Origin of the sequence: Hymenobacter cavernae, assembly GCF_014641455.1 — a bacterium.
GTDB classification, from domain to species: Bacteria; Bacteroidota; Bacteroidia; order Cytophagales; family Hymenobacteraceae; genus Hymenobacter; species Hymenobacter cavernae.
Genome location: NZ_BMHT01000003.1, coordinates 202,678 through 220,244 on the forward strand (window position 1 = coordinate 202,678; position 17,567 = coordinate 220,244).

At 58.3% G+C, this 17,567-nt stretch carries 15 protein-coding genes; 1 reads left to right on the forward strand and 14 read right to left on the reverse strand.

The annotated features are described in order from the left end of the window. The first annotated feature begins 142 nt into the window (after positions 1–142). Positions 143–1,267 carry an NHL repeat-containing protein gene (locus IEX74_RS09090; RefSeq protein WP_188813329.1) on the forward strand — a complete coding sequence of 375 codons (1,125 nt, stop codon included), beginning with the start codon at positions 143–145 and terminating at the stop codon, positions 1,265–1,267. Positions 1,268–1,331: 64 nt separating this feature from the next. Here IEX74_RS09090 and IEX74_RS09095 read toward each other — a convergent pair whose 3' ends face one another. From IEX74_RS09095 to IEX74_RS09160, 14 genes are all read right to left on the reverse strand, one after another. Next, on the reverse strand, positions 1,332–3,314 hold the full coding sequence (locus IEX74_RS09095; RefSeq protein ID WP_188813331.1) for an AAA domain-containing protein: 1,983 nt from the start codon (positions 3,312–3,314) through the stop codon (positions 1,332–1,334). Between the two features lie 181 nt (positions 3,315–3,495). Beyond that, complete coding sequence (locus IEX74_RS09100) at positions 3,496–4,614, reverse strand: VWA domain-containing protein (RefSeq protein ID WP_188813333.1); 1,119 nt, start codon at positions 4,612–4,614, stop codon at positions 3,496–3,498. Positions 4,615–4,623: 9 nt separating this feature from the next. Further along, entirely contained in the window at positions 4,624–4,983 is a 360-nt protein-coding gene (locus IEX74_RS09105) for an Imm51 family immunity protein (RefSeq protein ID WP_188813334.1), read from the reverse strand. A gap of 136 nt (positions 4,984–5,119) precedes the next feature. Further along, on the reverse strand, positions 5,120–7,453 hold the full coding sequence (locus IEX74_RS09110; RefSeq protein ID WP_188813335.1) for a DUF5682 family protein: 2,334 nt from the start codon (positions 7,451–7,453) through the stop codon (positions 5,120–5,122). A gap of 63 nt (positions 7,454–7,516) precedes the next feature. Beyond that, positions 7,517–7,999 (reverse strand): DinB family protein, encoded by a 483-nt coding sequence (locus IEX74_RS09115; RefSeq protein WP_188813336.1) that lies wholly within the window; start codon positions 7,997–7,999, stop codon positions 7,517–7,519. An 81-nt stretch (positions 8,000–8,080) separates the two neighbouring features. Continuing rightward, positions 8,081–8,482 carry a hypothetical protein gene (locus IEX74_RS09120; RefSeq protein ID WP_188813337.1) on the reverse strand — a complete coding sequence of 134 codons (402 nt, stop codon included), beginning with the start codon at positions 8,480–8,482 and terminating at the stop codon, positions 8,081–8,083. Positions 8,483–8,540: 58 nt separating this feature from the next. Continuing rightward, a complete protein-coding gene (locus IEX74_RS09125; protein ID WP_188813338.1) occupies positions 8,541–9,209 on the reverse strand; it encodes a hypothetical protein in 669 nt (222 codons plus the stop codon). Continuing rightward, a complete protein-coding gene (locus IEX74_RS09130) occupies positions 9,206–9,610 on the reverse strand; it encodes a RusA family crossover junction endodeoxyribonuclease (protein WP_188813340.1) in 405 nt (134 codons plus the stop codon). The genes IEX74_RS09125 and IEX74_RS09130 overlap by 4 nt, the downstream gene beginning before the upstream one ends. A gap of 24 nt (positions 9,611–9,634) precedes the next feature. Then, on the reverse strand, positions 9,635–10,732 hold the full coding sequence (locus tag IEX74_RS09135) for an ATP-binding protein (protein WP_188813343.1): 1,098 nt from the start codon (positions 10,730–10,732) through the stop codon (positions 9,635–9,637). A gap of 169 nt (positions 10,733–10,901) precedes the next feature. Beyond that, positions 10,902–12,449 (reverse strand): DUF5691 domain-containing protein, encoded by a 1,548-nt coding sequence (locus tag IEX74_RS09140; protein WP_188813344.1) that lies wholly within the window; start codon positions 12,447–12,449, stop codon positions 10,902–10,904. Next, positions 12,446–13,828 (reverse strand): SWIM zinc finger family protein, encoded by a 1,383-nt coding sequence (locus IEX74_RS09145; protein ID WP_188813345.1) that lies wholly within the window; start codon positions 13,826–13,828, stop codon positions 12,446–12,448. Before IEX74_RS09145 ends, IEX74_RS09140 begins: the two co-directional genes overlap by 4 nt. Positions 13,829–14,106: 278 nt before the next feature. Beyond that, complete coding sequence (locus tag IEX74_RS09150) at positions 14,107–14,457, reverse strand: eL43 family ribosomal protein (RefSeq protein WP_188813346.1); 351 nt, start codon at positions 14,455–14,457, stop codon at positions 14,107–14,109. 33 nt (positions 14,458–14,490) lie between these two features. After that, positions 14,491–15,039 carry a hypothetical protein gene (locus tag IEX74_RS09155; protein ID WP_188813347.1) on the reverse strand — a complete coding sequence of 183 codons (549 nt, stop codon included), beginning with the start codon at positions 15,037–15,039 and terminating at the stop codon, positions 14,491–14,493. Positions 15,040–15,099: 60 nt separating this feature from the next. Then, positions 15,100–17,400: an efflux RND transporter permease subunit gene (locus IEX74_RS09160; protein WP_188813348.1), complete on the reverse strand. Its 2,301-nt coding sequence runs from the start codon at positions 17,398–17,400 to the stop codon at positions 15,100–15,102. Positions 17,401–17,567: the final 167 nt, after the last annotated feature.

Genomic DNA, 17,567 nt, shown 5'->3' on the forward strand with positions numbered 1-17,567 from the left:
CTTCGCTGCGTTAAGCTGAGCATTAAAATGGGATTAAGCACTTGACTAACAAGCTAGGTCAACTTTCTCCTATTCTGGCGGCTGGTCTTACCGGGAAGGCGGTAGACAGAAGCCCAAACAAAGTTTATAGCACCCTACTTACATGAATCACAAGCTGATGATGGTGCTCCTGAGCGGAGCGCTCCTGGCTGGCTGCCAGCAAAAAAAGAACACGCCCCAGGAAGAACAGAAAGCCGCCGCGACTGACTCGGCCGCGGCGGCCGTGGATACGTCGGCCCGCGTGGGCGCCACGCCGAAGCTGCTGTTTAAGCTCCCCGATAAGTACAACACGCCCGACGGCCTGGCCTTAGCGCCTAACGGCAACCTGATCTTGTCGGTGCCAAACCTAGCCGATAACAAGTACCCGGCCGCGCTACTGGAAATTGTGGGCGACAGTGCCCGGCTTTTCCTGACCAACCTGCCCGTGCAGCCCGATACAAAGAAGGCCGCGCCCATGGACCTAGCTTTCGGGCCGGATGGCAACCTCTACTACGCTGAAAATCAGTACGAAAACGACAAAGATTTTAAATCACGACTGATGCGGGTGCGCATACGCGGCGGCAAGCCCAGCGGCGTGGAAACCGTAGTGGAGAACTTCGCGCTGGCTAACGGCGTGGTCTGGAAAGGCAACGACCTCTACGTGACCGACAGCCAGTGGGACCTGCCCGATGACCCCAAGGGCAGCGCCATTATGCACTTCACCCTGAGCGAGTTGACGAAAGGCGGTATCAAGCTGAAGCCCAAAACTATGGACCCGCACGTGCTGACCACCTTCACCACGGCCGTGAACGAAACCGGCGTCGACAATGGCGCCGACGGCATCGACTACGACAGCAAAGGCCGTCTGTATACGGGCTCCTTCGGCGACGGCACGCTTTACCGCATCACTCTCAAGCCCGATGGCAGCTTTGCCAGCAAAGAAATCGTAGCCGTGAAAGGCGAGAAGATTCCCTGCATCGACGGCCTGATCGTGGATCGTAAAACGGATAAAGTGTACGTGTGCAACTCGCGCGAAAATGCCATCCAGGTAGTTGCTCCCGACGGCACCGTGACAACCCTGGCCCGCAACGGCGACACCGACGGCGCCGGTGGCAAGCTCGATCAGCCTGCCGAAGTCCTGCTGAAAGGCAACCGCCTGTACATTTCCGATTTCGACAAACCCGAGAAGAACTTTGTGAACCAGAAGTCCGACGCGCCGCACACAGAGTCGTACATTGACTTGCAGTAAACCACACGTTTGTCATCCTGATGCGCGGAATGCGTTGCTGCGCTCAGGATGACAAACGTGTGGTTTACTGCATTTCCCAGGCCGTGCGGTAGGCGCCGATGCTCTCCACGTAATCCAAGAAAGCTTTGTAGAACTCGTGGCGACCTAGGGTGCCAGAGTCGCCGACGATGAGGAGCTTGCGGCGGGCGCGGGTCATGGCGACGTTCATGCGGCGGATGTCGGAGAGAAAACCGATGTCGCCGGTGTCGTTGGAGCGCGTCATGGTGATGCAGATGATATCGCGCTCCTGGCCCTGGAATGAGTCGACCGTACCAACCGAAAGCAGGCGGTGGGTTACCATTTCGGCCAGCTCAGGGCTGTCTTCTACTCTGTCTTTCAGGTAGTTGATTTGAGCGCGGTACGGCGCGATGACCCCCACGGTGAGCAAATCGGTGAGGTGGTCGTCGGGCACATACACGCTCAGCAGCTCCGAGAGGCGGCGCAGCAGCAAATCGGCTTCTTCAGGATTTGCTACGGAGCGGCTTTCGGGAATACCTAGCTCCTGAAAGCCGAAACCGGCCGTGTCAAGAAACTCCACGGCTAGGTCGGGAGCGAAGCGCAGGTCGTACTCAGCTAGGTCGGCGTGGGCTACGCTGGGCGCGGCTATGAGCTTGCCGCCATAGAACTGCTCCGAGCTGAACTCCATAATCTGCTCGTGCATCCGATATTGCACCGTCAGCATACGCGCCGACTCTGGCTGGCGCGTGATGCACTTCTCGAACAGCGTTTCGCGCAGACCGTCGCGGGCGGCTTGCTCGCTCTTCACGGTGGGCGGCAGCTGCTGGTGGTCGCCGGCCAGCACCACGCGGTTGCCCTTCGTGATGGGAATCCAGCAGCCGGGCTCCAATGCTTGCGCCGCCTCGTCGATGAACACCGTTTCGTAGGTGAGGTGACGAATGGCGCGGTTGCCGGCCCCCACCAGCGTACAGGTCAGCACCTGCACTTTGTCGAGCAGGTCTTCGGTGATGTAGCGCTCCAGGTTGTCGGAATCTTGCAGCATCTGGTGGGCTTGCTCTTTCAGCATGCGGCGCTGCTCGCGCTCCTCCCAGCCAAAATGACGCTTGAACTTACCGGCCGCTTCGCGGTACTGCTCAGCGGTTTGGCGCATCGATTTCAGCTCGGGGTAGCTTTTGTGCGCCATAATCTGCGCGTCGAGCGTGTGTTCCAGCAGCAGGTCTGATACCCGCGAGGGGTTGCCCATGCGAATCACATTTACGCCGCGCTCGGCTAGCTTTTCCGTGAGCAAATCCACGGCGGTGTTGCTCGGGGCACACACCAGCACGCGCCGCTCGCGCCGGATGGTTTCCAGAATGGCCTGCACCAGCGTGGTCGTTTTGCCAGTGCCGGGCGGGCCGTGGATAATGGCTACGTCCTTGGCAGCCAGCACGTGGCGCACGGCCGCCAATTGCGACTCGTTCAGGGGGCTAGGGTAGTAGAGCGTGGCTTCGCTTTCATCTTTGAAGCGGGCGGGCTTACCACCTAGCAGAATGTCGCGCAGCTCAGCGAGGCGGTTTTCGTAGGCGCCCATCACCTTCTGTAAGGCGTGCTCCATCTCGCGGTAGCTCACCTCGTCGAAAGTCAGGTCGACACCTAGCTTGCCTTCGTCAATCCAATCGGGCAGATCTTCTTTGTTGGTGGCCAGTAGAATTTTATTGCGGCGCACGGCCGTAATCACACCGTTGAGCGTGGGGCGGTCGGTAGCGGCGCGGTTCGGAATGTTGCCAAATAGGGCAGCGTTGCGGCCCACCTGGAACAGGTGTAGGCTATTCTGGCTCGCTGGGCGCTCCAGTTCCAGCACCAGCTTGCCGCCGAAGCCAATTTCTTCTTTGGTGATTTTGACAGGATACCAAGTCAGGCCGCGGTGCTGCCGCTCGGCAATGCTGGTCTTGGCGCTCTTGATTTTGAACTGCTCCAGGTCTTCCTGCTGCTCTAGCTTCAGGAGCGCCTGGACTTTGCGCAGTTCTTTCTCCAGCGCGTAGGGGTCGGTATAGGTAGGTTGGTCAGGCAATGGAATGGTACTCGTTATCGGATCGTTGGTAACAACGAAAACGGCAAAAGGGTGGCTGAAGGTCGGGGAGAAAATTAACTTTAGCAGCGTAGAGTAGAGCGGCTGGTAAAGAAGAACGTTGTGCTGTGCTTGCCAAAGTATGACGTTCTTCCCTCTATACTGATAGGAGTTGCTTTTACTTTTACAAGAACGGCTGCAACTCCTTGCCCTGAATAGTCGCGGCCATTAGCTCCGGAAACTTATCCGGCGTGCAGGCAAAACTAGGAATGCCCATGGCCGCTAGCTTCTCAGCCGTGTGCCGGTCGAAGCTGGGGGCGCCGTCGTCGCTGAGGGCCAGGAGCACCACGAACGTGACGCCAGCCGCTTTGAGGGCTGCGGCTCGCCTGAGCAGCTCAGCCGAGTTACCGCCCTCGTATAAGTCACTGATGAGTAAAAGGATAGTGTCGGTGGGGTGAGTGATGAGCTGCTGGCAGTAGGTGAGGGCTAGGTTGATGTCGGTGCCGCCGCCGAGCTGGATGCCGAACAGCAAGTCTACAGGGTCTTGCAGATCCTGGGTGAGGTCGGCTACGGCGGTGTCGAATACTACCATGTGGGTGCGTACGGCTTTCAGCGACGCCAGCACCGCCCCAAACACGCCCGCGTACACCACCGACGAGGCCATGGAGCCGCTCTGGTCTACGCACAGCACAATCTCCTTAAGCGCCTGCCCGCGCTTGCCGAAGCCGATCAGCTTTTCCGGGATAATCGTCTTATAGCTACGTTGGTAGTGCTTGAGGTTGGCCCGGATAGTAGCCGCCCAGTTGATTTCGTGGTAGCGCGGCCTAGGGTTGCGCACGGCGCGGCTCAGGGCACCCTGCACCGCTTGGCGGAGTGGGTTGGTGAGGCGCTTTTCCAAGTCCTGCACCACCCGCTGCACTACCTCGCGGGCTGTGTGCTTCACTTTGGCCGGCATCACGCGCCCCAGCGAGATCAGCAAGCCCACTAAGTGCACATCGGCCTGCACCGTGCGCAGAATTTCGGGCTCCAGCAGCATCTGGTTCAGGCCGAGCCGCTCCATGGCATCCTTCTGCATCACGGCCACCACCGGGGAAGGAAAGTACTGGCGAATGTCGCCCAGCCAGCGCGACACGCGCGGCGAAGAACCCCCTAGCCCCGCGCCGCGCTCCTTGCTTTCCTGATCGTAGAGGGCGGTGAGTACGTCATCCATGCGGCCGTAGTCAGGCGACATAGCAATTCGATTTTCCGCGTCGGCGGGCGAGCCGAGCACAAGTTTCCAGCGGGCGGCAGATGATTCGTTCATGGGAAGGGCTTACTCAAAAAAGTCACCCGGATCAGTTTGGGCCAGGTAGTTACGGAGGGCACTCAGGTCAGAAAAGATTGGGTGAATAAGCGCTAACAATTGCTCAGCAGCAGCTTGACTATCAGCATAAACTAAAAACCTGTCTCGCGTAGCGGCAAGCTCCAGATGGTCTAATAGCTCTGGTTTATGTTCTTCCACAATTGTTTCAATGTGCTCCGCCCAGGAAGTCCCATCGCCCCCGAAGCCGTACTTCTCGAACAAGGTGTAATAGTCATCCAGGCCTGCAACATTCGCCAAAACGGCGTACTGGCGTTCGGGTGTGGCATGTTCACCCATGTGGGTAAGAACGAACGGATAGGTGTTTGTCATTAGGTGGAATCTATGGCGAATAGTGGATATTGTGGCTGAAATCCGCTTGGAGGAATCTGACAACCAGATAAATAGGCGGCAGTTATTCTAAGAGAATGTCGCTATGATGTTCTTGGTCAACTTATTTTACGTTGCTCTAGCTTGCTCCTAAAAGCTCCTGCAATACCGGCAGCACCCGCAGCCCGCGTTTCAGGTCGATATCCAACTCCTGCCGCTGCTGAACCGCCGGGCCTCCTACTGCCAAGGCAAGCACCTGCTGCCGTTCGGGCCGACTAAAATCGGCGAAGGAGCGACGCAGCAACGGTACAATTTCCTGAAAAACAGCTTCGTCCAAACCTGTCAGCCATGCGTCGAGCAGGTCGAACAGCACGCGGTTGTGGATGAGCAGCAGGCCACTACCGCGCAGGAAGCCTTCAATCCAGGCCGTAGCGTACTCGGTGGGCTGAGCAGGCGCGAGGGCCAAGCCGAGCAACGTGGCCGTGTCGTTGGAAGCTAGGTGCTGGGCGTCGAAGAGCAGGCGGGTGGCGGCCCCGGCAAGCAGGCCGCTGCTGGCGGGTTGCCGGGCAATGGTGTGTAGCGCGGCGTACCAATCGGCTTGCTGCGCTTCATCGGGTAGCAAGCGGATGGCCTGATGCGCACCTTCGATTCGCTCTAATAATTGCCGGGCAGCATCAGCATCAAGGCTGGTGCAGGCGAGAGGCAGGGAGATGCATAGGCGCGGCACCAAATGGTGAACTACCTGCGCGACTTGAGCGCTTTCGGTGCGGCGCACGTTGCCGTAGCGCAGCACGTTTACCAGCGGCGGCAGGGCCGTGAGCAGGTGCACCATGTCGCGGGTGCCGGCGCTCAGCGTTTCGAGGCGGGCTACCAGCGCAGACAGGGCCGGACCTAGGTCGGCGCGCAGGGCTTCTTCCAGCAGCTGGCTGATCTGACCTAGGTCAGTAGCTTCCTGTGCGCGGTGACTGGCGGCGCGGCTGGCCGCGGCCAGAATGGTGTTGCCCCAACGGCTGGCTTCCAGCACGCCAAGCACCATTTCGGGCCGCCATTGCAGCTCCCACACTTCGTGGAAGGTGCCACTTTTGCCCTGCACCCGTTGCGGTTGTCCCCATCGAATGCCGAGCAGCTGCAAGCGGTGCAGCAAGTGGCTCCGACCTAGGCCGAGGTCTTTGCGCAGGTCGAGGGCGAGCGTTTTGCTGGCGGCTTCGGGCTTGAGGCGCAACATTTTCTGCTGCAAAGCCAGGTCCTGCTGCAAAGGCGAAGCGGGCAATTCCGCTGGTACTTCACCTAGCTTTTCGCCAATAACCAGCTGCTGATGCACCAAATGCAGCGCCTCCGCGTAGCCGCCCCCGAAGATGGACACCGCTGCCTCTTCCAGCTCTGCAATGCCCGGCAAGGATAGCCCGCGCACGGCAGCCAAGGCTTCTGCAAGCCGCACGCCCTCAATGGCATGCGCCGACGACGCATCAATCTGCTGCTCCCGTAGCAGGTGCGCTGCCTGCACCATCCAGTGCGTCACGACCCGGTCGCGGGGCTCGGCGAACAACAGCTCGTACCAGGCCGGCGAGAGCACGCCCGCTCCGTAGCCCGACTGAAAAGCCAGTCGCTCGTAGGTCCAGGGCACCCAGGAGGCCTCGGTGGGTACTTTCTTCAGGCCCTTGAGGCGGGCTTTGTCGTCTTTGGCGTAGCGCGGTAATTCTTCGGCGCGCAGCACCGGCGCGTGCCAGGCCCCGCACACCACCGCCACGCGCTGGTAGCCCTGCTTGAGTGTGTTGCGCAAGGTTTCACGCATGTAGGCCTCGCGCAGCAAGGTTTCCTCCGATTCGGGCTGGGCCAGCTCCTCGCGCAAAGCCGTCATCATCGACAACACCACTTCGAAGGTGTCGGCGTGACCGGTACTGTGCTCGATGCGCGCTTCCCACCACCGCTCGCCGTCGGTGTAGCCATCGAGGCGGGCGAGGTGGGCGATGGGGTCGTGCCGAAACGCAGCTTCGGGCTCTTGCTCCTGATTATCAAGAGATAAAGGGCTAGCTTCTGATTCTTCCGGTTCTAGTTCCGCTACTTCGTCCGAGCTAGGGCTAGATGCTCCGCCTTCTCTTTGCAGAAGTTCACGCGGGGACGAGCCGGGTACGTGCTCCACCGTATCGGGTAAGGCAAAGCGCAAGGCCATCGGCAGATCGAAGCAGCGCAGGTGGGCGCCGTGTTGCTCGCACCACTGCGCGGCCTGCCATTCGGGCGAGAAGTGGGCGAAGGGCAGGAAAGCGGCCTGCGCGTGCTGCTTGGGATTGTAGAGGAGCAGCGCCACCGGCGGCTGTAACTCTGGATTGGCCGCTAAACCTAGGGCCTTCTCGCCGTCGGCGGGACATTCCAGCAGCACGACGTCGGGCCGGAACGCGTCGAGGGCTTTGAGCAGGCTGGCCGTGCTGCCGGGGCCGTGGTGGCGAATGCCGAAAAGGCGAAGATCAGTAGGCATTAAGTGCTTGGTCCGCTATTGAATGGCAATAAGGCTTGCTTGGCAGATGAAATAACTCAGCTGCTATTCCCAATCCTTCAGCAGGCGTCGCGCCAGAATAATCTGGCCGGTATGGTAAGCGGTATGGTCGGCAATGAGCAGGGCTTCGCGCAGGAGCGTGTGGCCGCTGTCGTTCGGCAATGAAGCCAGCAAATCCGACGAATCCTGCTTTAATAAATCAAGGAGTCGTTGCCGGTCCTTTTGCACCTGAGCCAGGGTTGCGCTCCAGCTTTGCGCATCGCCCTGTTGGTCGGGCTTGGGCCAGTAGCCCTCGGGCCACGGCGGCGACTGGTGCTGCGGATCGAGGCAATATTCCACGATGTCCCATTGCGCAATGCGAACGTGCTCGGCCAGCTGCCAGATAGTATAGGGTAGCCCCGGAACCTGCTGGTTCAGCAGTTGCGAGGGAACATCGGCGCAGGCCTGCCCGAAGGTGACATGGGCGTTACCCTGTTCAAGTAACTGCGTCAGGTGGTCTAGTAGCTGGGTTTTCGTGTGCTTATCCATTGGGAATCAGATTAATAAATTGCTATTGCATTCAACAGGTACCTAGGTGTCCTGTTTGCGAAGTCACAGTGGGTAAATGCTCTATGAATAAGATGAGCTAAATGGCGGTTGTTTCATCCGCTCATTCTTGTAATTGCCCTTGATATTATCTGGCATTTGCTGCCAGATATGATCTGGAATTCCTGGTTTGTTTTTATTGATAAGCTGCTTTTCTCCATCCCAAGTCGTTAGGAAATCCCAGTAGACAAGTAAGAAGTCACCTGCTAGAACAAAGTCCATCCAACCATCAGCTACTATACAGTCGGCTTCATCAAAAGCAGCAATGCCTGAATAATTCTCAAAGTAGCTATCTAGATATACTGCATCATGGCCTTCCATACAGCTTTCTGACCAGTCGAATTTTAAAGCTACTTTATCAATGCCATAATGCTTTAAATCAGTTATGAGCTGTCCCTCGACCAGTTCGCGTAGTTGAGGTCCCATAGGGCTGGAAAAACCTAGGTCAGTGTAGTTAGGCTTAGGTCTGCGCACTGGTATAGTTCTAAGAGGCCTGACGAGTTTGCAGCCACTCGTTCGATAGTTCATCAATAAGCCCTTGCAATTGAGCTGCACTTTCCTTTGCGTCTTGAATCTGAAAACCGTGCGCTAGCTGGTTCCGATGAGGAAGCAGTTTCTTCGCGGCTTCAAACTGTTCGAATGAAAGCTCGGCTTCTGAATACAGATAGTCTAGTAAAGCACGGACGGAAAGATGTTCAATAGGCAGACCTACATTCTCGGCGTGACGCCGCAATAGCGCCTCTAAGGCCGGCCAGAAAAGCAGGATAGCCGCTGCTGACTCGCCTGTTTCATGTAGGCGTTTGGCTTGGGTGATTCTGGCAGTAATGTCTTGCCAGGATAAGGGTTCCTGTGGAAGCCTCACCGGTTCATTCTCCGGCAAGGTATTGACCAAAATAAAGCGCCAGCCAGGTTGCTGCTTCACATTCTCTATCAAGTCGCGGAAGCGGCTAATGGAAACTGGCGTCGTGCTGTTTTTGACTTCGATGAGTAGATGCTCATCTCCCTTTTCGGCCAGCAAATCTGGCGTATAGCCTGCTAAATCAAATGGGAATGCCGTATTCGACGGTTCGATATGCACTTGGTAGCCATTCCGTTGGTATTCACTGGCCAAGGCTTGCACTCTGGCATCATGTTGCTGTTTGGACGTGCTCATAAGTAGGATTCAATAGGTTGAGAAGATGTGACTCGGACGTACACGCACTCCTGAGCCGTAGCAATGGCTTGTAGAATCAGTGGTGGCAGTCTGGTAAGATCAAATTGATCTGTTAATAATCTACGATGACTGTCTACATCTGTAACGTAAAAGTCATCTACGTACACCAAACCGACCAAAGCATCTTGGATAGGCTTGATAATGTTGTCAATGTCAGCTGGGTTCTCCTGATAAAAGTAAACCAAGGTTAACTGACAAGGGATGGCTAAAGCAGCTTGTGCTCCCCAAACGCTTTGCGCTTCAGCTCGCACAAAACTCTTCCAGCTTTGCAGATTAGTTCGGCGTTTCACCTGATGTGAAACGGGCCGGCGGGATAAAAGAAATTCAAGATCTATTGCCATAAAAGATATGCTGAAAAGCTAGCCTTACTCCACCACTTCCCGGCACGCCCGATACAAATCCTTCCAACCATCCCGCTCTTTCACCACGGTTTCGAGGTACTCCAGCCACACTACGCGGTCTTGCACGGGGTCTTTGATAACGGCGCCGGTGAGGCCGGCGGCTAGGTCGGCGGCTTGCAGGGTGCCGTCGCCGAAGTAGGCGGCCAGGGCCAGGCCGCTGTTGAGCACCGAAATAGCCTCGCCGGTACTCAGCGTGCCACTGGGACTTTTGAGCTTGGTTTTGCCGTTTTCGGTCACGCCCGAACGCAGTTCGCGGAAGATCGTCACGAGACGACTGATCTGCTCCAGGGCGGCGGTGGTGGGTGGCAGTTGCAGGGCGCGGCCGGTTTTCTCCACCCGCGAGTGCACAATCTGCACTTCCTCAGCTACGGAGGTGGGCAGGGGCAGCACGACCGTGTTGAAGCGGCGGCGCAGGGCGCTGCTCAGCTCGTTCACGCCTTTGTCGCGGTCGTTGGCGGTGGCTATCACGTTGAAGCCGCGTGTGGCCTGCACTTCGGTAGCTAGCTCGGGCACGGGCAACACCTTCTCGGAGAGCACAGTGATGAGCGTGTCCTGCACGTCGGAGGGGATGCGCGTGAGTTCTTCCACCCGCACCAGGGCGCCCTCCTGCATGCCCTTGAGCAGGGGTGAAGGCACCAGCGCCCCCGCCGACGGCCCTTCGGCAATAAGGCGAGCGTAGTTCCAGGAGTAGCGAATGGCATCCTCGGAAGTACCGGCCGTCCCCTGAATGAGCAGGTTGGAGTGCCCACTGATAGCTGCCGTCAGGTGCTCCGAAACCCAGCTTTTGGCCGTGCCAGGCACGCCGAGCAGCAACAAGGCGCGGTCGGTGGCGAGGGTCGCTACGGCAATTTCCATCAGGCGCCGCTGCCCGATGTACTTGGGCTCAATTTCAAAGCCGTTATCCAGCTTGCCGCCGAGCAGGTACGTGACCACAGCCCAAGGCGAGAGTTTCCAGTTGGGCGGCTTGGGGTGGTCGTCGAGGGCCGTGAGGGCGGCGAGCTCTTCGGCGTATTGCACCTCGACGTGCGGGCGCAGGATTTCGGAGGAAGGATTGAGGGACATGGAAAAGCTAGGGGTAGAAGTATCACTTGTCGTGCTGCGCTGGTCGAAGCATCTCTACTGCAATGGTAATCAAGTTACTTTGGCGGTAGAGATGCTTCGACAAGCGCAGCATGACGGTCTATTATGATTGTTCAACGAGGAGACTCCAACTATTGCGTCTCTACACCGTTCAGCCATCGGGGGCGAGTGGCTCGGTGAGGGTTTGGTGGAGTTGTTGGCGGAAGTAGAGGGCGCTGAGAAACTGCTCGGCGGCGTTGTTTATGGACGGTACTAATTGACCTAGGTCGCGCAAGGCATTGGCGCAAAGAGAATAGTGCGTGGGCGGCACCACTAGCTGCATGTGGCGCAGGAGCTGGGTGAGCCGATATGTAAGAAGATACTGCTGCGAGCTGGGCGCGACGGTAAGCGTATTTTCAATGATTTCCAGGGCCTTGATCGTAAGCGCTTCCGGCCAGGGACCGGGGAGGTTTAGCAGCAGGCTTTCCCAACGGGCTTCGGGCTGCGTGAAACGCGGGTGCCGCGGCAAGTGCGCCAAGAGCAGCTGCGTAACTTCCGCCAGGCTAGCTATTTGCGTGGTCTCGGCGCCGGTGAGTGGCGGCGCGTTGTCGTGGGTGAGCTGCAAACCTAGGTACGCCAAGGCCCAGGCGGCGGAGCGGTGCAGCAGCAGCGCCTGTTTCCAGGCGGAGAGTAGCTCGGAGGCCCACTCGCTATTAGCGGCCAGGGTAAGCAAGTCGGTGGGGGAGATGTCCCAGTGCGCGGTCCATCGCTCGGGCGGAATTAGGGCTAGCATTTGGCCCAGCCATGCCGTCTTTTCGCCGGCGAAGCGGCTGTCTTTCTGCTCAATGCCATCCGCCTGCCACTCCGCCGACCAAGTCGTGGGCAAGGAAACCTCTACCTTGTTGCGGCCCAACAGCGGCTTTTTCAGCTCCAAGTGAGGCAACGCGCGCTGCCACAACCGTTCGACCAGGGTGTTGCTGGGCGTGCGGGCCAGCAGCGGCGCCACCGTTTGGCGCACTTCCTTACTTTTCGACCCTAGGTATTGTTCCAGCAACGGTGCATCGGCGGCGCTCAAGGTAGAACCCAGAGTAGCGAGCAGCGCGACGTGCGTTTTGGCTGGTTCCTGGGGTAAGGTAGCGACGAGTAGCTCCCGCGCTTGGTCAGGGTTTTGGCGACGCAAGGCTTGCAGGTAGTTTTGCCGCTGGCTCAGCGTGCCGGTTTCCCAAGCCTCCAAATCAGGCGCGTCCGAAGCGGCTAGCACTGGCTGCCATTCGGGGTTGAGGCGGGCCAGCCAGCGGCCTCGCTCACCGAGCACCGCCGCAGCCGGAGCATGCAGCTCAGAGCGGGTACGCACGTAGGTCAGCAGCGGCACCAACAGCCGGTGCGGCACGCGCCGCCCCACTTGCGCCAGGCTGCCTAAGTAGTCGGACAGTAAAGCCGGGTAACGTTCCATGAGCAACTGCTGCAACGCATCCTGGCCGTTTGGACCTAGGGTCGGGGCAGTTTCAGCCAGAGCCAGCTGCGTTTCGAAAGGCGCGGCAACGGGCGCCTTGAAGCCGGCTTTGCGCACCAAGGCAAATGAGCCCGCTGCTAATAAGACTTGTTCCTCGCGGGGTGCCGGTACGGGCAGATCAGGGAAGCTAGGTATTGCTTCACCACTTTGGCGAGTCCCAAGGAGCGCCACACGCAGCAGTTGTTGCCAGTCGGTTTGGGGGGTCATGCGGAAACGGCGGTTGTGGCTACCACCGGAGCAGTCCAGTGCATGATGGGAAAGAAGGCATGGCCGTTCCACTCGCCGAACACCGTGAGTGGGTGCCCACCGCTGATAGCTAGGAGTTGCCAGGCTTGCTCCGCGTCACAGCGTAAGGGAAGCTGTAGTTGCTCGGCAGGGCGGTAGAGGGTCGCTTGCTCGTTAGGGCTGAGTTGGGGCACTACCTCATGCAGGGTTACGGGCCATTCGCGCAACCAAGGCAACTGGCCGAGCGCCGCGGCATAAGCATCGAGGAAATCAGCAACGGAGCTGCTAGCAGGCTTGATTTGCGGCCGAATGCCGTTGAATGTCCAGCTGCCGGTCGGGACGGCGCGGAGTGGGCAGGCGCTGGGGTAAAAAGCTAGGCTGCCAACGTATTGTCCCACGGGCACCAGCGCCGTGGCAAAAGCTTGTCCGCCAAAGGAATACTCTAGTACTAGCGCGTAGCGGTTCGTCGCCTGGCCCCACAGCCAAGTGCGGCGGACCAGCAGCCGTTCCTCCTCCTTCGTGACTTGCCCCACCACCAACCAAGTATCAGCCACGGTAGGCTGCTGGGCCAGCACGTCTTCCTTTTTGATGTTGATGCCAACGAGCTGAAGAACATCTTGCTGAAGCTCAGGGGGTAGTTGCGCTAGCCGCAGAAAAGCGCGCACCAGCAGGTACAATTCGCCGAGGCGAGCTAACAAGCGCTCGGGCCAATCAAGGCCAGCGTAGCGCAACGTGGCCAGCTCACGCAGTACGGCCGCCAAGCCGGGCAACTGATCGTCAACAAGGCGAGCAGCCTGGTTTTCCCAGAAGGTACGCGGCTGATTTTCGGTTTGGGCCAGGCCTGCACTGATGAGATCTTGCAACCACATGAGCAATTCTGCCGCGCCACGCTGCATACGTTGCAAGCGCGCCTCACTGACTAGACCAGCAACCTCCGGTTCGGCTACATCTGCGGTTGCAGTGGAGCTAGGTGCTGCCGTTTCGGTGGCTGTCGCTTTTGCGGCGGGTGCTGGCGTGGCTTTCTTACTTTGGGTTTGCTGCCGTTTATCGAGCCACTCAGCCAACCATGGCGGCGGAGTGGTGCCCGTGAAGAGTTCAGCTTGGCGGGCCATCAGGAGTAGCAAGCCCGCACCGTGCTTGCAGGGAAATACGCGGCTTGGGCAGGAGCACTTAAAAGCGGGCTCCGTCAGGTCGATGCCGACTTGGTAAGGCTTGGAGCCACTGCCGGCGCACTCGCCCCAAGCAGTTGTGTCGGTCCGACCTAGGTTGCTCCACTTCGGGGGCATTGCTAAGTCGAGCCCTCGCTTGAGCGTGCCGGTGTCGGTTACCAGCGCGCGTACTTGTTCTTCCGTCCAGATCAACTCAAAAAGGCCGTTTGCGGCGTAGAGGTCAGCTTCGTATGAGGCCCTTAAAGTAGTAGTTGGGCTTGAGAATGTATGCTAAAGATATTAGAAATATTTTACTAAAATTTATAGTAGTGTCAGAACGTCATTCCGATCAGGGCGAGGAATCTCGCGTGCTGTCGTTGAAGTGGTAAACCTATATTATTGGGATTACCATTGCATGCGAGATGTCTCCTATTGTCGACATGACGTTCTTTCTTTTACCGACTGTCCAACAATCCTCAAAAACCAGCTTGCTACGTTGCAAACTCAGCCCCGCAGTTTGGGCACTGGTATAAGGTCGTGCCGGCGTAAAACAGGCGTTTCCACCACCTCATGTGCGAGACGGGCGTGGGGTCGGTTGAATTGCAGCGGGGACAACGGTGCGGGTTGATGGCGGCGCGTTGGCGCTCAAATTCAGCTACAATCTCCTGGGCGGCTTCTGCTTCGTCTTCCTCGATTAGGAGCTGGTAGTAAAGTCCGTCGCCGAAAGGGAAGGAGGGTGGGCCTGCGGTTTTGACTAACGCAATAATTTCCGCGTCCCGCAGCTCATTGTACAGCGTTACTGCCTCGGCGTACGTCAGGTAGTCGGCGGCGGGAATGAGCATGGAAAGCTAGGTTGGTGGTTGTGCTGGCGTGACCTACCCGCGTCGCGCCCGACGTACGGGCAGCTTTTGGCGCAGCCGGTACACGTACAGCAATAGCCCTGCGCTAAGCAAAGCTAGCGCAGCGGCAACCAACTCGCGGCTGGTGCGGGTGGCATCGGCGGTGGCGAGTTGTTCCTGGGCCTCGGTTAGCTTCTTTTGGCGCTGCTTATCGCGGAGTTGGAGGTCTTGAATCTGGTTTTGCAGGTCGTAGAAACGTTCGCGCGTGGAGGATTGGTCGCCATGGGCTAGGCTGGCTTGGCGCTCGGCGAGGGTTTTCTCGGCAACGATACCCGCCGTGCGGCGCAGACTACTTTCTTTCACCGCCTGAATCAGCTCACTGTCTTTGCGGATGATGCCTTTCAGCGCATCTACCACTTCCTGCAAGTCGCGCTTGCTAGGTTTGTTGCCGAAAAGGCTATTGCGTTGAGCATTAGCTTCTTCGTACTGCCGCACCAGCGCTTCGCGCTCCTGAATTAGTTGAGGAACAGGGTCGTTAGCAGGGGTAGGCTGCTGAAGGAGGAGGGCGAGAACCAGAAATTTCATACGGCAAAATAGCCGGTTTCCTGAATAGCTGCTCTGTACCGTTGCGTTAGCAGGAAGGTTCTACCCGCCCAACACCGGCACCTGCTCTCGAATTTCGCGCGGCTTGTGCTTGTAGAAAAACAAAATCAGCAACGGCAGCAGCGTCAACTCGGCTACTACCCCGAAAAGTAGCGTCAGGCCGATGAGCACGCCCACGTAGAAGGTGCCATCGAAGCGGGAGAAGATGAGCGTGGAGAAGCCCCCAACCAGAATCAACGACGTGACAATAACCGCTTTGCCGGCCATGAGGTAGGTTTTGCGCACCGCCCGGAATAAGGTAGGCTCGTGCAAGAGCGTGAGCTTAAGCTTGCTGATGAAGTGAATGGTATCGTCGACGGCAATGCCAAAGGCAATGGTGAAGATGATGCTGGTACTCACCTTCATAGCGACGCCGCAAGCGCCCATCACACCCGCCACAATGATGATAGGCACGAGGTTGGGCACGATCACCACCACCGTCATGCGCAACGAGCGGAACAAGGCCAGCACGATCAGCACCACCATCACAATATCGATGCTCATGCCCTGAATCATGTTGAGCGTCAGGCTTTCGTTGTTTTTATCGATGAGGTTAGCCGAGCCCGTCAGGCGCGTGCGCATTACGGTAGAGTCGATTTGCTGGCGCAGGAACCGGCGCAGACCTAGGTTCAGAGCGTCGGCGCGAATGCTGCCCACGTCAGGCATACGGCCGGTCAGGCGGCCTTCGCTACCATCGGGTACCACCAAGGCGCGGAACTCCGGCTTTTTGCGAAAGAGCTTGACCTTGTTAACGATACGCCGCAGCTCGGCCTCCGAATTGGGCAAGCGGTACTCTTCCACGCCACCGCCATTCAGCGCTTTGCGCACCGATTTGATGATGGTAACCGGCGAAGTTGCCACGCGCAACTCGTAGTCTTTCTTGAGGTAATTCTCAATGCGCTCAATCTGTTGCAGCACAGCCAGGTCGTAAATGCTGCGCCCTGGGACCGGCTGCAAATCCAGCTCAAACGGCCGTACGCCGGCAAAGCGCTGATCGAAAAAGCGGAAGTCTTGCTTCACCGGGTCGCTATCGGATAGGTCGTCGAGCAGCGCCGAGTTGATGCGGATTTGCATGGCAAAGAAGAGGGAGCCCGCCAAGATCAGGCTAGCCACCGTGAACACCAGCCGCCGCCTAACGAGCACCCAACGGAACAGCCGACCTAGCACGCCGTCCCAGCTATGGCCTTCTGCACGCGGCACTCGCAGCTGCGGCTTCCGCAGTAGCATCAGCAGCGCCGGTAGCAGCGTGAACGACAACACAAACGCCAGCAGCACCGAAATACCCGTGAACAACCCGAAGTTGTGAATCGGCTTTATCGTGCTGGTCATCAGCGTGAAAAAGCCAATGCTAGTCGTGAGGGCCGACAAACCTGAGCCGAACCCCGACTCCTTAATCGTAGTAATTAAAGCGTCCTTTTTACTGGCGCCGTACCCTAGCTCCGTCACGTAACGCGTGATGATGTGGATGGTATCGGACATGCCCACCACGAACATCATCACCGGCAGCAAGGCCGTCATCAGGTCGATGCTAATGCCACAGGCTGCCATCAGCCCCAGGCCCCACAGAATGGCTCCGAGCACGACCACCAGCGGCAGCACCACGCCCCACCACGTCCGGAACGTGAACCACAGTAGCACCGTCACGAGCACCACCGACAGCGACATAAACACGGCTAGCTCCCACTGCAACCGATCCACGAACACCGACTGCGCTACGAGTCGTCCGGCGAGGTGGTAGTCTTTCTCAGCAAAACCTAGGTCCTCAAGCTTGGTCTTAATGCTCGTTAATAACGAGTCACCAGCCGGCTTTTTCAGCTCGGGCGAAGACTGAATGAGAACCGTTACGGCGCGGCCGTCGCGGGCAAAAAGGTTGTCGACCAGTCCCGGCGTGCGATAAATCAGCGCCGAGTCGTCCGCCAGCCGAGCGGGTTCGGCGGGGTGCAAATAGGGGAGGTTGAACACTCCCAGGCCTTCTACCACGGGGTTGGTGGCGTTGGTCGGCGACACGACGTGCACCACATGGCGCTGCCGCTGGGCAAAGCGCGTGAGCGAATCGACGCGGCTCAGGAAAGGTCCGTTGAATACCGTGCGGCTCTCGGGAGCTTCCAAGGCCAGCAGCACGAAGTCGTTGTCGTTACCGAAGCGCGCCGAATACTTTTCGTAATAAGCTAGGTCGGAGTCGCCGGCGGGGTAGAAGTCGTTGAAATTATAGTTGAAGCGCAGGTGCGCCACGTGGTACACGCTCACCGCCGAAATCAGGGCTAAGATACAGAGCGCGAGGTAACTAAGCTTGCGAAGCGGCATAAGAGCACGGACAAGCGTCCGCGGACATGGTCTGTGTAGCGCGGACTTTGTAATCCGCGCATAGTAACGAGCAAACGCGGACGACAAAGCCCGCGCTACTTACCCTGGTCTTTTGTACTTTAGGGCAGCGTGAAGCCAACCACGCCCGCTAAGCTTTTGTTTCACCT

Bases quoted from the DNA above. Each gene is read 5' to 3' on its own strand.
- IEX74_RS09090 (WP_188813329.1), top strand. From the start codon at position 143: ATGAATCACAAGCTGATGATGGTGCTCCTGAGCGGAGCGCTCCTGGCT.
- IEX74_RS09100 (WP_188813333.1), bottom strand. From the start codon at position 4,614: ATGAACGAATCATCTGCCGCCCGCTGGAAACTTGTGCTCGGCTCGCCC.
- IEX74_RS09105 (WP_188813334.1), bottom strand. From the start codon at position 4,983: ATGACAAACACCTATCCGTTCGTTCTTACCCACATGGGTGAACATGCC.
- IEX74_RS09110 (WP_188813335.1), bottom strand. From the start codon at position 7,453: ATGCCTACTGATCTTCGCCTTTTCGGCATTCGCCACCACGGCCCCGGC.
- IEX74_RS09115 (WP_188813336.1), bottom strand. From the start codon at position 7,999: ATGGATAAGCACACGAAAACCCAGCTACTAGACCACCTGACGCAGTTA.
- IEX74_RS09120 (WP_188813337.1), bottom strand. From the start codon at position 8,482: ATGGGACCTCAACTACGCGAACTGGTCGAGGGACAGCTCATAACTGAT.
- IEX74_RS09125 (WP_188813338.1), bottom strand. From the start codon at position 9,209: ATGAGCACGTCCAAACAGCAACATGATGCCAGAGTGCAAGCCTTGGCC.
- IEX74_RS09130 (WP_188813340.1), bottom strand. From the start codon at position 9,610: ATGGCAATAGATCTTGAATTTCTTTTATCCCGCCGGCCCGTTTCACAT.
- IEX74_RS09135 (WP_188813343.1), bottom strand. From the start codon at position 10,732: ATGTCCCTCAATCCTTCCTCCGAAATCCTGCGCCCGCACGTCGAGGTG.
- IEX74_RS09140 (WP_188813344.1), bottom strand. From the start codon at position 12,449: ATGACCCCCCAAACCGACTGGCAACAACTGCTGCGTGTGGCGCTCCTT.
- IEX74_RS09150 (WP_188813346.1), bottom strand. From the start codon at position 14,457: ATGCTCATTCCCGCCGCCGACTACCTGACGTACGCCGAGGCAGTAACG.
- IEX74_RS09155 (WP_188813347.1), bottom strand. From the start codon at position 15,039: ATGAAATTTCTGGTTCTCGCCCTCCTCCTTCAGCAGCCTACCCCTGCT.
- IEX74_RS09160 (WP_188813348.1), bottom strand. From the start codon at position 17,400: ATGCCGCTTCGCAAGCTTAGTTACCTCGCGCTCTGTATCTTAGCCCTG.